This window comes from Moorena sp. SIO4G3 (assembly GCF_010692305.1).
In the GTDB taxonomy this organism is placed as follows: domain Bacteria; phylum Cyanobacteriota; class Cyanobacteriia; order Cyanobacteriales; family Coleofasciculaceae; genus Moorena; species Moorena producens_A.
On record NZ_JAAHIG010000236.1, the window covers coordinates 1 to 14500 of the forward strand.

Below are 14500 nucleotides of genomic sequence, written 5' to 3' on the forward strand. Positions count from 1 at the left end.
TCCCCATCACCCCATCACCCCATCACCCCATCACCCCATCACCCCATCACCCCATCACCCCATCATCAACTGACCAACGTTTTTTCATTACTTTACCGATGGTCTAGATGTTGCGATCGCTACTGACCCATATACGCTGATTCCATGGTTTGTTAGAGTTTTGGTGGCTGAGTTGACTGTAGCTCCGCTGGTGTAGATATCATCTAGGATTAGTACGGGTGAGGTGCTATGATGTCTGAGAAAGTGTTTACCAATAATAAAGGCATCTGCTAGGTTTTGCGCTCGCTCTTGGACAGATAAACCAAACTGAGGTTGAGTTGCCCGGACTCTTTCTAAACCCAGTGGTGCTTGTTTGTAACCAGTTAATTCACAAAAACTTCGGGCAATCAGCTCTGCCTGGTTGTAACCTCTTTGTTGCTGTTTTGTAGGGTGCATGGGAATGGGAACTACTATTAATTTTTGGTTTTGGCTACGGGTGGCAGAGGATTTTAACCAAGCTTTACCCAGCCAATGGCCCAAGGGATGTGCTAGCTGGGGTTGGTTTTCATATTTCAGGGCAGCGAGTACTCGTTTTAATGGACCACCGTAATTGCCCCAGACAAACAGTGGGAGATTTTGATTACATAAAAATTGATTTTTGTCAAGTTGGCAGCGGAGTAACTGCTGCTCGCAATAATCACACAATTCATCAGTGGCAGGGCGCTCACATAGGGGACAGTTCGATTTCAGAAACAGACTTAATAGACCCTTTTTAAGGGTCTCAATTCCCTGTAACATAATTTGGGGGATTTATTTGGCATGATATTTCTCAAGATGCCAAGACTAACAATGAGAATCCCTCAGTATTTCTACCGTTTTCTGCCTCTAAGAGCGTGATGCAAAGCACAGCAAGGATTAATAAGATCATGTGCAGTTGACTACTTATCATTCTTGGTTGAGACTCAATTTTTAATTAACGATTTATGTGAATAGGACGTGATTAATGGTAAGAGATATTATGCCTTCGAGATATGATGCCAAAATCCCGGAGCAATAACAGGATTAGGCGGCGATTTGTGGATAATCTTTATTCTCTTGATCTGATTCAAGCTTCAGAGTATCCCTTTGTGGGCAATGAAGCCTTTAACTTAAGTCAGCTGTTGCAACGGGATTATCCGGTTGTACCTGGCTTTGTGGTGAGTGCAAAGGCATTGTGGGAATTTATCGCAATTTTAGGTAAGTCTGAACCCCTGTTAGCTGATTTACCTTCTTCTTATCTTTACGTAGATGTGGACAATCCTCGCCAGCTACAGCAAGTGGCTCAGCAAATTCGTCACAAAATTCAAGGGGCGACTTTAGCTTCGGTGTTGGCATCAACCCTATCGGAAATATCAGAAACTACACTCGCCCCAGCAGCAATTTTTCACCCTTCCTTATCCATGACATCACCAGGGTCAGGAATTGAGGAGGACACTGGGGAAACTGGAGTGGCAAGATTAGATCAACCCCAGATTTTTTCAACCTTACCAGATAAAATTTTGGGATCCTATATTTGCCCTAGGCAACCACTAGCAATGGAAGTGTCTTTAAAACAGGTTTGGGCAGAACTATTTCGCGCCAGAAGCCTATTTTACTGGCAACGGCATACTATTGGTCTCCAGCAGCTCAATTTGGCAGTCTTGATACAACCAATGTGGGATGCGATCGCTTCTGGTACACTCCAGATTAACCAAACTGAGGGTTACATCCAAGCGACTTGGGGGTTAGGTACTGCATTGGGGAAGGGGGAAGTAGTGCCAGACTATTACCAAATTGAGATCGAAACTGGTATTGTGCTAGCCTCACGACTGGGTCGTAAAACCCGTGCCTATGGGTTGTGTCTGGAACCAGACTCATTATCAGTAACCGAAAACAGTCTGCAAACCTATCTACTCAGTGAGGAGCAACAAAAACAGTACACCCTAAAGGACAAATACCTCCAAGAGCTAATTACTATCAGCCAGCGTCTAGTGGCTGATATTAGTTCTACCTTTTCTCTAGAGTGGACACTATGGCAAACCTCAGAAAACTCAGAACCAGAGTTACAAATTACGAAATTTAGTCCTCAAACTGGGCAAAAGTGGGATGCTAGCCAGTTGAGGGTTGAACCGTCACATCATGCTTCCAAACTAGCTTACTCTGTTGGTTCTACTACTTCCTACGGCAAGCTGTTTACGTCTGTACAAGTGGGTAGCCGACCCAATGTGCTTGAAGCCTCATCGGACTCCATTGGGAGCAACTTTAGTGAACACACTGTCAACCCATCCATCACGCCTATGCTTGTGAGAGGATTACCCGCAGCACCAGGAAGAGTTACAGCCACTGCTCATGTGATATCGGGTGAGGGCAAAAACGTCTCAGCAATTGTATCTGGTAGAATTTTGGTTGCCCAAAGTGTTTCTCCTGACTGGCTACCTGGGCTCAAGCACGTAGCCGCTATTATTACTGAACAAGGAGGGATAACTAGTCATGCTGGGATTATTGCTAGAGAACTTGGTATTCCCTGTGTTGTGGGTGCGGCTGGTATTACCCAAATCATAGAAACTGGCGAGTCTCTACTCGTGGATGGGGGACAGGGGGAAGTTTATCGGCTAGGAACAAAGCAAGGGTTTCCGGTTGAAAAGTTGCATGGCTCAGGATTCAGAAAAAGGGAAGCAAAAGTCAATTTTCAACCTTCTAACTTTCAAAATACTTTCCCCATTGCTACTCAATTATTGGTTAATCTTAGCCAGCCGGACTCCCTAGAAAAAATTGTGGGTTTGCCAGTGGATGGAGTGGGGTTATTGCGTTCAGAAGTGATGATGTTGGAGATTTTGAATAATCTGCACCCCAGTCAGTGGCACAGACAGGGCCATGAGCGTGAGTTGGTAGAACGCTTGGCTCAGTTAATTGTTCAATTTACGGTTACCTTGGCACCACGTCCTGTATTTTATCGCTCCACGGATTGGCGCTCTCATGAATTTCCATCCCTGAGTGGGGATCACCTGGTAACGGAAGCAGAAGTTAACCCGATGCTTGGTCTACGTGGCACTCGTCGCTATCTGAGCGACCCAGCTAGCTTTGATTTGGAACTGGCAGCTTTACAGGAGGTTTATGCTTACGGCTGCAGGAATTTACGGCTGATTTTGCCCTTTGTACGTACTGTGGAAGAGTTTACCTTTTGCCGCCGTCGGGTAGAACAGGTAGGACTTACTGATAATCCTGATTTTCAACTTTGGATTATGGCAGAAGTGCCATCTGTGTTGTTTCTGCTACCAGACTATGTTAAGGCAGGTGTTCAAGGAATTTCTATTGGTACTAATGATTTGACGCAACTTTTACTAGGAGCTGATCGGGAACAGAGGCAGTTGGAAACACTGATGGCAGGGTGCCATCCAGTGGTCAAACAAGCAATTCAGCAATTAATCGAAATGGCAAAAGAAGCTGGTATTCCTTGCTCAATTTGTGGTCAAGCTACGGTTCAGGATCCGGAATTGATTGATCTGTTGGTGCAGTGGGGAATTACTTCGATTTCTGTTGATGTTAAAGATGTGGAAGCGACTTACCAGGCAATTACCCGTGCTGAGCAACGTTTACTCTTGGACGCAGCACGAAATAAGTCAAAAGGCTTGGGTGTAAAAGGCAAAGGGGAAAACATCTAAATATATGGAAGTTCTAAATTGGGTTATGATATCCAGTCCGGTAGTATCGGTGAAAATTACCACGTACCACGGGACAGGATCTGATTTGGTGTATCTGCTCTGACCTAGGTTATCAATCTGAAAACTGCTGTAATTCAATCAGTGAATTATGGTTAGGTTTCTTAGTAATTTGAGTTAATAGTGCTTCATAGGAGTTGAGAGCGTTTTGATAGGCGAAGTGCTTCAGAGCAAATTTTCTACCTTGTTGACCTAGAGATACCCCCTGCTCAGGATTTTCATACAATTCGACAATTGCAGATGCTAAAGCCTGGGACTGTTGTGGTGGTACCACTACACCACCACCACTTTGTCGAACAACTCGCGCTGCAGTTCCATTCAAAGGCACAGAAGCAATGATCGGTCGTCCGCAAGCCAATAGCACTTGAATTTTTGAGGGCATATTAAAGGAAACAACGTTACGCTTTTGCACAACTAAACCTATATCTGCTGCTGCCAACATTTCTGGTAACTTCTCTCGGGGTTGGAAAGGTAAAAGCTTGATATTACTAGCATTGCAAGTCTGACAGTCTTGCTGTAGCTGCTGTAGAGCCTTAGATTCTCCAACAATGACGAAGACAATTTCTGGAATATGCCTGACCAGATTAGCCGCCTTCACTACTGTTTCGAGTCCCTGAGTCAAGGCAATATTACCGGAATAGAGTACTACAAACTTGCCATCAAGATGGTAAGCAGTGCGAAAGGAATTGCCTTCTTTGGGTAAGGGACGGATAAAATTAACATTCGCCCAGTTGGGGATACAGGTAATTTTGTCTAATGGTACTCCTTTATTTACTAAATTGTCAACGAATCCCTCAGAAATAACAGTGATTGTATGAGCACTGTGGTAGGCAAACTTCTCTAAAGCTTCAAAGATACGGATAGCTAGTTTGTTTCTAATTAGACCAACCTGTACAGCAGCTTCTGGCAAAATATCCTGTAAATTCAGTAATACTGGGCAGTTGTACAACCAACCAAGTAAAGCAGCTGGCACACTAACCGGCAGCGACGGTACTGTCAGTAGAATCACATCAGGTCGCCAGCCCCGGAAAGCCTGAATCAAACTGGTCACGACGAAGCTACCATCTAGTAGTATCCGTGTCACTACACCAGGCTTTGGTCGAATCCAGACATAGGAGCGTTGAATTATTACTCCCTTTCTTTCTTCAGTCAGATAGTACTTGCCTTGATATTTATCATAGATAGAGCGCTGGGGATAGTTGGGCATACTAGTGACGACTCGTACTTCATGTCCTGCCTTGACCAAACCTTCTGCCAGTTCCGTCATTAATGGGGCAATGCCTATCGGTTCAGGATGATAATTATAGGAGTAGATTAATATGCGCATGAATGTTATTGGTAGAGCGAGTAGTCTGTCAAGTTAACCTTTGACAGGTGGACAAGCGATGCATCGCTTTTTACAATTCCTACACGAAACACCTATATCTAGTTAGTTAGATCTATCAGTTACTTAGCAACTGGTGTCTAATTATCCTAGATACTTTAGTGTTTGAATTTTCACCTTTAAGAGAAAAATTTTCAATTTACTTATTCAAAGGGTTTGGTTTAACTTTCGACGTTATAGCCTTGCTCACTAGATAGTCAATCGGCTTTGTCTGTTGATGCTTATGCAATGAACCAACACCGAATATACCAAAAGCTATTCATCTCAATAGAGCAGTAAGTTAGACAGACGTGCTTAGGCGCTATTTTTTAGAAAAATAGAGACAGAAAACCCAAATTACTCTCACCCTCTGAAGCAGGAGGCAATAATTAGTCATCACCCTTAGGATAAATCCTCCTGATTATTCCAAGTTATTGGTTCTTTTGATCTAGGTATCAAAACGATCAGACTTACTGGTTGGACTAAGTAACTCATCTTAACTATCGTCAAGTTTATACTATAAATACTTGGTATGCTACTTTGTTTATTATTGGGGTTATTATTGGGGTTATTATTGGTAATAACTCTGGCAAAAACACCATTCCATAACGATAATGATTTACACTAACTAAAAAAAAATTAAGCCAATAGCCAATAGTTTAAGGCTCTCCCGGATCTATGATTTAAAAGGTATCAAAAGGCACAAACTCGACAATCAACGTGGCTGGAACTGGCGGAATTACGTGATATAAGCTTGCCTGATCACCCCAAAGCCGGGAGAGCCTAATTTAATAAATTCCTATCTGGATACTTTAAGGGATTAACTGCACTGACCACTAGATTCCTAGGCAGATACATAACCGATGGAAATAAATTCATAAATGGCACTCCTGCTGCTATAATTTTAGATACTTTTTTAAGTATTGATGTTTTCATAGCGATGCATCGCTATCTTATAATGGGATATATTTGATAGATAACTATAAATGAGTTGTGAACGCAAAACTAGCTGGAAATATGAGTTCAAAAGGGTGCTTTGTTTACCAATCAAATGGAAACCCTATAGGACTATAGCAAACGATTGATTCGAACTATGTGACCATGCCCCACTACCTGTTTTTATAAAGTAACTACGGGAAAGCTTATCAAAAACAGCTGTTAATTTTCAATTATATAATTTTAAAGATTGTGTGAATCAAATGTGAAACTATAGACTTATTATAACACTCTATGGGTAAATCTGAAATCCTTACCTAGCTAGGAGCTAGTTTTGGGAAATATTACTGGATTAATAAGCTATAGACTTTATAAGCTGTTGAGGAAAAAATGAGGGAGACTTATTTTAAGGCTTCTGACCTGCTCTAACGGTGTTTGCAAATTAACAGTGTTGGCGAATTACCTCCAAACTTCAGCAAAGCGATGCAGCTTGGTCTTGGGGAGCCAATGGGGTCATGGGGGTTCCCCCCATGAGCAACTGGCCTGGAAACCGCCACTCGCGCTTTGCATGGCTGACAGGGGGTTATAAACCTGGATTGGGAATCAGGCTATCAAGGAAAGGGCTCTCCTAACTATCTTGACTTAACTGGTTAGCCCAAACTAAATCGCGCTTTGCATGGCTGACAGGGGGTTATAAACCTGGATTGGGAATCAGGCTATCAAGGAAAGGGCTCTCCTAACTATCTTGACTTAAATGGTTCGCCCAAACTAAAAAATCAGTAAAGACTTTGTGAAGAAATTTGTGAAGAAATGGTAAAGAAAAGGGGAGATAAGATCTAGTAAGGCTTACAAAAATAAGTGATCGCAACAGCATAGTGCTTAGTCCCACCAATAAGCGCGAAGCAACCGGATTGGTCAGCAGGAGATATTCACCACACTCTGTACTCAGCACTCCTTCATGACTAAGTTTGGTAAACCAGAGGAATTCAGAACCCTAAACTATTACCCAATTCCCCCTAAAGTAAAGGAAAAGCCCACTTTTGGGTAAGATGTTTGATGGTTTTTGGTAATGATGTGTCATGGCACGGTGGTTTTGGGAACGCTGTAATTGTAATCAAGAACGGTAGGAATGGGTAAACCGGGGATGGGACAATGGCGGACAAACCACCAAAACGGCTAAGTTTACACCTCATTAGCTGATCGCTTTATTTATATACAATTTTCCGAAAGTCAGTGAGCTTCTGCTATGGTCAAAGCCCCAATAACTCACTCCTACCAGTGGCTCAAACTTTACCAAATCTTGACAGTTATAGCGTGTTAACTCATGTAGATTCAACATACATTCAAGAAGAGAATAATGATGTGAATCTGTGCTGTTAATACCGATACAGTGTACTATCAATTCCTAGACAAAATAGATGAGTTACCAAGTTCCGGTCAAAGTTCCCTTCGTTTCACTAGCTCAACAACACGGACCTATTCAAACCGAGCTAGAGCAGGCAATTCAAGCTGTAGTGCAGCAGGGAGATTTTGTTCTCGGTAAAGCCTTGATCAATTTTGAGACAGCATTTGCGGCTGCTTGTGGTGTCGAATACGGTATCGGAGTGGGATCTGGGACCGATGCGATCGCACTTGGATTACAAGCCTCTGGCATTAGTGCTGGGGATGAAGTGATTTGTCCTGCTAACACCTTTATCGCTACAGTGATGGGCATCATAGCTGCTGGTGCTACGCCAATTTTGGTGGATTGCAACCCTCGTACTGCCCTAATTGATCTCGATAGTGCCAAACAAGCAATTACAGCCAAAACCAAGGCAATTGTCCCTGTGCACCTTTACGGTCAGATGGTATCTCCGAGTGAGTTAATGGCATTTGCTGATGCCCACAACTTACTAATTTTTGAAGATGCAGCACAAGCTCACTTAGCAAAGCGAGAGGATTATTATGCTGGTTCTGTGGGCAAGGCGGCAGCATTTAGTTTCTACCCGAGTAAAAACTTGGGTGGCTTTGGTAACGGTGGCATGGTAATCACTAATGATGCTACGGTGGCAGAAAAAGTGCGATCGCTTCGCAATTACGGAGCACCTCGCAAATATTTTCATACCGACATCGGCAAAAATAGCCGTTTAGATACGTTACAAGCTGCTATCCTCAATGTCAAACTGCCTTATTTGACTGAGTGGAACCAGTCACGCTACTGGGCAGCTGCGCAGTACGACAATCTACTCAGGGCTTTGGAAGGTCAGGGGATTGTGCCCATAGAAAACCACAGCGGGCCAGGTCATGTCTACCACCTTTACGTGATTCGGGTAGGTCAACAATGTCCCTTTAACCGACAGAGCATCCAAGATGCTCTTGCCTCAGTGGGAATTCAAACCGGTATTCATTATCCGATCCCTTGCCATCTCCAGCCAGCTTACAAGTACTTGGGATATCAAGCCGGTGACTTTCCCCATACCGAAACTCTGTGCAATGAGATTTTATCTCTACCAATTTATCCCAACTTGAGCAAGGAGCAGATTGAGCAGGTAGTTGATGGGTTAGCTAACTTATTCGAGGTGCTTCAGCCATTAGTTATTAGTAATTAAACTATGCAAATTGGACGCAAAATTCCTATTGCCATTGATCGCTATCTACTGGACGGTTGTATCATCGCTTTACTAGTCATTATTTATGGTCCTGTGCTGATGCATTGGTATAATGGCTGGCTCAACAAAAGTATCAGCATTACCCATGAATACTTTAGCCATGGTTTGATTGGGCTACCGTTTGCTGCCCATATTGTCTGGACAAACCGACGACGGTGGCATAAGCTGACTGATACAGCGCATCCCTTTGGTGTAGTCTTACTGATAATTGGAGGAGTAAGCTATCTTAGCGGTCAATCAGAACTGGTAAATTTATCGTTTCCCATAGTTTTAGCTGGTATGAGCCTATGGTTAAAAGGGATTGGTGGCTTTAAGCTGCAAAGTTTTCCCCTGCTGCTAGTGGCTTTGGCAACTCCAACAGCAGTTCCCTATTTGATTGAACCTTATATCTTGCCCCTACAACGTTTTATTGCTGGGATGGCTGCCTTTATTCTGACTCAGTTTGGGATGAATGTCAGACTGGAAGGGATTAACTTGTTCGTAAGTGACCGAATTGTGGAGGTAGCGCCCCACTGTGCTGGTCTTAAGATGTTATTTACTTCCCTGTATGTGAGTTTGATGTTGCTTTACTGGAGCGGTGCTATTGAGTCACGCCTAAAGACTATTTGGCTGTTATCCGGTGCAGTGGTTATAAGTGTTAGTGCTAATATTGTCCGCAATAGTGTGCTTACCTTTTTCCATGGCAGTGGTCAAGATCAGGCATTTCATTGGCTCCATGAAAGCTGGGGCGGTGACCTATATTCAGCGATGATGTTAGTGATGTTGGTTCTATTAATGAAGTTCATTGAAAAATACTTCCCCTCAGACAGCCAACTTGACCCCCTTGGGTAACCATCAAGATTAAAGGTTATAGTTTTTAATTATTGGGTGAGGTACACAATTTGGGTATTTTAGGGAACAGGGAATAGGAAAAAAAATCTGTGTACCTCATAATTATGATAAAGACTATAGAATGATGAAATCAGTAAGTTTAATGAAGTTAATCCAGCCCTGGCAAATCTCCAGGGGAGTCTTACTGGTGTTGCTGTTAGTCTTGGTAATAATCGGAGCAGTACCAGGTTACTTGACAGGAAACTGGCCTTGGGCAAAACTGCCACCAGTGACTAACCTCCAACAGATAAAAGTTATCCGCAAGACGGGAATAGAACTATCTGACTGGCAAACTGTTGAGCAACAAACCATCAGGATTGGCGGCCATAAATGGTCTTTGCAGTTCATAGAGCAGGATCAGCAAAAACCAGTGTGGTTATTTTTGCTTCCCCAAAATGGTCCTAAATCCCAGCCACAGGTAGAATGGGAAGATATTAGCGGATTTATGAGACAACGATTGGGACAATGGAAGACGGATTCTTATAGTCAAATCAAGTTTGTGGTCAACGGATCTGATGTTGAGGGGAACACCCAGGCGGATCCGACGATCACAACCCAGCCCAAAAGCCACCCCAAAAGTGTTGTTAACGCCCGTTTCTTTCGTGCCTGGAATCAGCGGCAAACCTTTGCGATAGTACAATGGTATGCCTGGCCAGAGGGTGGTAATCCTGCTCCTAGCCGTTGGTTCTGGGCTGATCAATTGGCTCAGTTACACCGGAAACGGGTCCCTTGGGTTGCGGTGAATATCCAAATTCCCATAGAACCTTTGGGTGATCTTGAAAATTATAGGCCAATAGCCGAATCTCTCAGTAAAATGCTTCAGACTGCTTTGATGAGCGATCCTTTTGCGGAGCAAGCTAGTAGTATTAAAAGATATAAGGATCAAGGCTCAAAGATGAAGGCTCAAGGATGAGGCATCAAGGATCAAGGATGAAATCGGTTGATTGCTGGAACACTTAGGGTTGACTAAAACGTTTATCGACAACTAGAAGTTAAACGTAAGACTTGCCTCTTGAGACTTTCTACTTGCCTCTTCAGACTTGAGATTTCAGACTTGAGATGATACGTGACCATTGGAAAATGACAACTGACACCCACAGGTTTGGTAACCAAGTTCTGAATTTATCTTTGTTTGGGGGTACCGTCTTATTCTCGCTGGTTAGTTCTGGAGTTTGGGTCAGCCCTGGTTTGGCTAAGCTTGTCGGAAATTTACCGACATCGGTAGACAATATTGGGGATGGGATTAGCGATCGCGCTCAGCTGCCTACGTTTAGTTCCATGGAACGGGAAACAAGGGAAACTGTTGAATCAGGGGAAAGGGAAAGGACTGAACTGGAAACCTCTGAAACCACCCCTGAGACGACCCCTGAGACCACCCCTGAGACCACCCCTGAGACCATAGAGGTAACGGAAACGTTGCCACCTCCACCACCGTTGAGCAACCCTGAACCGGTCTCAGAGGAGAATCGATTAGAACAGTTGGAGGAAATGTTACCTCCTTTGGGCTACCCAGAGACTCTGTCAGAGGTGAGTCCATCTGATGAATTTAATCGCCACTACCTAGGGCGAGAAGATGTAATCGCAGTGAGTGTGACAAATTTTCCGAATCTGGCTTTTCAAAGTGCTATTGATTCTGACGGAAATATTGTGGTACCACTGTTCGGTAAGCTACGAGTGGTGGGACTTACTCTAGAGGCGGCTCAAGATGTAATTCAAAATGTCTTAAATGAATTTGTGATTGATCCTGAAGTAGTTGTGAGCCTACTGAGTACACCACAGGTTCAGATTACGGTGAGTGGTGAGGTGTTTCGACCAGGCTATTATCCCCTGGCACCAGGAACTCAACCGAATCAAGCTCTTACTGTTGCGGGTGGTACAACTACGATTGCTGATTTGCGGACTATTTTGATTCGTCGTAAGTCGGTGGTGAATAATTCCATCATTGAGCGAGAAATTGACTTGCTGACACCGCTGCAAAATGGAACAACTCCATCGGAATTGAACCTCCGGGATGGGGATGCTATTATTGTGCGAAAGTTGGAGGTGGGTAATACTACCGATTATGATAGGCAGCTGGTAGCTCGTTCTAATCTAGCTCAACAACAAATCAGCGTTCGAGTGTTGAGCTATCCTAATGGCACAATTGGTAACTTGACATTAGCTAATGGTAGTACGTTTATTGATGCCTTAACAGCAATTTCTCCTAACCCAGATGATGCTGATTTGGATAGCATTGCCTTAATTCGTTTTGATCCAGAACAGGGCAAAGCAGTTACTCAAAAACTAGACGGGGAAAAGCTACTAAAGGGTGATGTTTCCCAAAACGTACCACTTCAAGATCAAGATGTGATCGTGGTGGGTCGGAGTCTTGTTGCTAAGATTTCTGCCGCTCTGAGTCTGGTGACTCGACCCTTTAGTGATTTTCTGGGATTCCAGAACTTTTTTGAGGAAATACAAGACCTGTTTTGAGGAGGTAAGGGTATGACTGGAGCAGAAACCAAGTGAAAGCTCTCCCCTAGTGGGTTAGCTTTTCCATCGACAGCACAAAAATCTCCGGATACCTTAATGAATGGACAGAAAACTCCAGTAGCTGTCTCGGTTTGTAACTGCTGCTGAGAGTCCCTGTTGACTCAGCGGTAAAAATAGGAATAGGCTAGAGGATTTTTTCGATCACTGCTGCCTTAACAATAGCGGAAACTACTTATGACTCCCCCTTTTGTCACACGTTACCTGATTGCTCTCAATCAGCATAAGTTAATCGGCTTTGCCACGTTTTTCCTGATTACTGGCATATCGGGGATTGTTGCCATACAGCCAACGCCAGCTCCTATTTACCGAGCTGAAGGTCGCTTGGTATATACCACTCCTGTGAAGGTATTTTCCCAGACAGGGGTACAGATTTCAGAACAAGGTAAACAAAGGGCGACACCGGAAACGCTGCTGGCAGACAATGTGGTTAAGGAAGTAGCAGCTGGGATGCAAGTCAGCTCCAAAGACATTGTTAAAAATACAGTGGTGAAATTGCCAAAGCCAGAAGGAGCACAATTTATTTCGGTAATCTATAGGGATAAGAATAAGGAAATTTCTGCAACCATCGTCCAAATGCTGATGGAGAAAATGGTGGAACAGAGCCGTTTTATCAACACAGCACAACTAAGACGGATTATTGAAGTAATAGAAGAACGTTTGCCTAAGGCGGAGCAGGAACTAAGGGAAGCGGAACAAAAACTGGAACAGTATGACCGTGTACAAGGACCAGCTTTATTTGCTGCTCAAGATGGGACGTTAGTGGGTGGGATAACTGGTAGCCAACAGCAACAACGTAGTCTGGAGATACAGCTAGAGGGGGTTGAGGCTCAATATTCTAGCCTAATCGAACGGCTAGGTTTGACCCCTGACCAAGCCTACACGTCTTCTGCCCTTAGTGCTGACCCGATTATCGCTAGTCTGCGAGCTCAGATTCTGGATACTGAGACACAGATGGAACTTCTCAAGGGCCAGTTGCGTCCGCAACATCCAACCATGATTGAGTTGCGCAAACAGCAGCAGACTTACGAGACTTTACTTCAGGAACGTGCTGGTGAAGTTCTCGGTGGTAATGGGTTTACCTCTCCATTGCCCAGTCAAATCCGCCAAGACAGTACCCTCGACCCGGCACGGCAGGCACTGGCTAATCAGTTGGTAGCTCTGCAAACCCAGCGGGAAGCACTTCAACGGCAGTTGGCAGCTACCGAAAGAACGGAACAGGAACTAAGACAGCAATATCAGCAGCTGCCCAATAAGCAGCTGGAGCGAGGGCGACTGGCTCAGCAAGTTGCTTTTAAGCAGGAATTTTACAATCGGTTGCAGGCGGCATTAGCAGATAGCAAAATAGCTGAGGCAGAGACTGAGAGTAGTCTTGCGATCGCTGGGATTGCAGAACCGAGAGCACTTCAGGCCCAGACAGCAAGTAATCCGATCGTTACTTTGGCAATAGGTGGTGTAATCGGTATTGTTGTAGGTGCTGGTGTGATTCTGCTGCTATCAACTCTGGATAATACTTTATACACGCCAGAGGATGTTAAGCCCATACTTCGGGACAATGGTGTGCCATTACTGGGGGATTTACCGACAATCGGTCTCAAGTCCTACCGGGGTGAAGCTGCTATCATAACCCAACCAGAGGCTTTGGAGTTGGAGTTCTACGAACGGTTCCGCACTAATCTTCGTCTGCGGGAGGAACCTGCGGTAAAAGTGGTGTTGGTAACTAGTACAGCAGGGAATGAGGGAAAGACGATCGTGGCTTACAATTTAGCGATCGCATCTGCCCAGGCCGGTATGCGTACTCTGTTGGTAGAAGGGGATTTGCGATCGCATTCTGTAGCTCAATCTCAAGACGTGATTCACCTGATGGACGCGCCACTGGAACCTTTGCGCTTCTATGGCTCTAAGAGTGAATGTATTCATTTAGCCCAAGATTTTGAAAATCTCTACATTCTTCCTAGTCTCGGTCCCCTGCGCAAAGCTGCGGGGATCCTAGAATCGAGTGAAATGAAGCATTTGCTGGAAGATGCTCGTGGTCGCTTTGATTTTGTTGTAGTTGATTCGCCTAGTCTGTCTCGTTGTAATGATGCCCTATTACTACAACCATTTACTGATGGGATTGTGTTGGTGACTCGACCAGGCTATACCCAGGGAAGTATTTTATCTCAGGTGATCGAAGAGTTAGATGAAAACGAGGTACTGTTGGGAGCAGTTATCAACGATATCAAGCAGCTACAACCCCCTGTTCCTGTGGATACTGGCAGGGGGTATCCAACGGTAGATGCTCCTGTGGCTCAAACTCCAGCACAGAACCATAAAGTTACTAGTGGAGTAGGGAGTCGGGAGTAGGGAGTCGGGAGTCGGGAGTCGGGAGTCGGGAAAGAGAGGGAGGTGTGGGAGGTGTGGGGAGATGGGGAGATGGGGAGATGGGGAGATGGGGAGTA

At 44.4% G+C, this 14500-nt stretch carries 8 protein-coding genes; 6 read left to right on the forward strand and 2 right to left on the reverse strand.

Annotation, left to right across the window (positions count from 1 at the left end; all coding sequences use genetic code 11):
• Window positions 1-87 precede the first annotated feature (87 nt).
• On the reverse strand, window positions 88-777 hold the full coding sequence (locus tag F6J99_RS30265; RefSeq protein WP_293063518.1) for a ComF family protein: 690 nt from the start codon (window positions 775-777) through the stop codon (window positions 88-90).
• A 233-nt stretch (window positions 778-1010) separates the two neighbouring features.
• Between F6J99_RS30265 and F6J99_RS30270 the strand changes: the two genes are divergently transcribed.
• Entirely contained in the window at window positions 1011-3659 is a 2649-nt protein-coding gene (locus F6J99_RS30270; protein WP_293118463.1) for a putative PEP-binding protein, read from the forward strand.
• A gap of 112 nt (window positions 3660-3771) precedes the next feature.
• Here the strand turns inward: F6J99_RS30270 and F6J99_RS30275 are convergent, their stop codons facing one another.
• Window positions 3772-5043 carry a glycosyltransferase family 4 protein gene (locus tag F6J99_RS30275; RefSeq protein WP_293118465.1) on the reverse strand — a complete coding sequence of 424 codons (1272 nt, stop codon included), beginning with the start codon at window positions 5041-5043 and terminating at the stop codon, window positions 3772-3774.
• A gap of 2390 nt (window positions 5044-7433) precedes the next feature.
• On the opposite strand from F6J99_RS30275, the gene F6J99_RS30280 reads away from it, so the two are divergent.
• From F6J99_RS30280 to F6J99_RS30300, 5 genes are all read left to right on the forward strand, one after another.
• Window positions 7434-8603, forward strand: a complete 1170-nt coding sequence (locus F6J99_RS30280) for a DegT/DnrJ/EryC1/StrS family aminotransferase (protein WP_293118467.1) — start codon at window positions 7434-7436, stop codon at window positions 8601-8603.
• 3 nt (window positions 8604-8606) lie between these two features.
• Window positions 8607-9494, forward strand: coding sequence for a cyanoexosortase B (gene crtB / locus F6J99_RS30285; protein ID WP_293118469.1), 888 nt, complete (start codon window positions 8607-8609; stop codon window positions 9492-9494).
• 121 nt (window positions 9495-9615) lie between these two features.
• The gene (locus F6J99_RS30290; RefSeq protein WP_293118471.1) at window positions 9616-10446 is read left to right on the forward strand and encodes a cyanoexosortase B system-associated protein; all 831 of its coding nucleotides are present in this window, start codon (window positions 9616-9618) and stop codon (window positions 10444-10446) included.
• Between the two features lie 167 nt (window positions 10447-10613).
• A complete protein-coding gene (locus F6J99_RS30295; RefSeq protein WP_293118473.1) occupies window positions 10614-12002 on the forward strand; it encodes a polysaccharide biosynthesis/export family protein in 1389 nt (462 codons plus the stop codon).
• Window positions 12003-12236: 234 nt separating this feature from the next.
• Window positions 12237-14405 carry a tyrosine-protein kinase domain-containing protein gene (locus tag F6J99_RS30300; RefSeq protein WP_293118475.1) on the forward strand — a complete coding sequence of 723 codons (2169 nt, stop codon included), beginning with the start codon at window positions 12237-12239 and terminating at the stop codon, window positions 14403-14405.
• The last annotated feature ends 95 nt before the right edge of the window (window positions 14406-14500 follow it).

Excerpts from the sequence above, each read along its gene's own strand:
- F6J99_RS30265 (WP_293063518.1), bottom strand. The coding sequence starts at position 777 with ATGTTACAGGGAATTGAGACCCTTAAAAAGGGTCTATTAAGTCTGTTT.
- crtB (WP_293118469.1), top strand. The coding sequence starts at position 8,607 with ATGCAAATTGGACGCAAAATTCCTATTGCCATTGATCGCTATCTACTG.
- F6J99_RS30280 (WP_293118467.1), top strand. The coding sequence starts at position 7,434 with ATGAGTTACCAAGTTCCGGTCAAAGTTCCCTTCGTTTCACTAGCTCAA.
- F6J99_RS30300 (WP_293118475.1), top strand. The coding sequence starts at position 12,237 with ATGACTCCCCCTTTTGTCACACGTTACCTGATTGCTCTCAATCAGCAT.
- F6J99_RS30270 (WP_293118463.1), top strand. The coding sequence starts at position 1,011 with ATGATGCCAAAATCCCGGAGCAATAACAGGATTAGGCGGCGATTTGTG.
- F6J99_RS30295 (WP_293118473.1), top strand. The coding sequence starts at position 10,614 with ATGACAACTGACACCCACAGGTTTGGTAACCAAGTTCTGAATTTATCT.
- F6J99_RS30290 (WP_293118471.1), top strand. The coding sequence starts at position 9,616 with ATGATGAAATCAGTAAGTTTAATGAAGTTAATCCAGCCCTGGCAAATC.
- F6J99_RS30275 (WP_293118465.1), bottom strand. The coding sequence starts at position 5,043 with ATGCGCATATTAATCTACTCCTATAATTATCATCCTGAACCGATAGGC.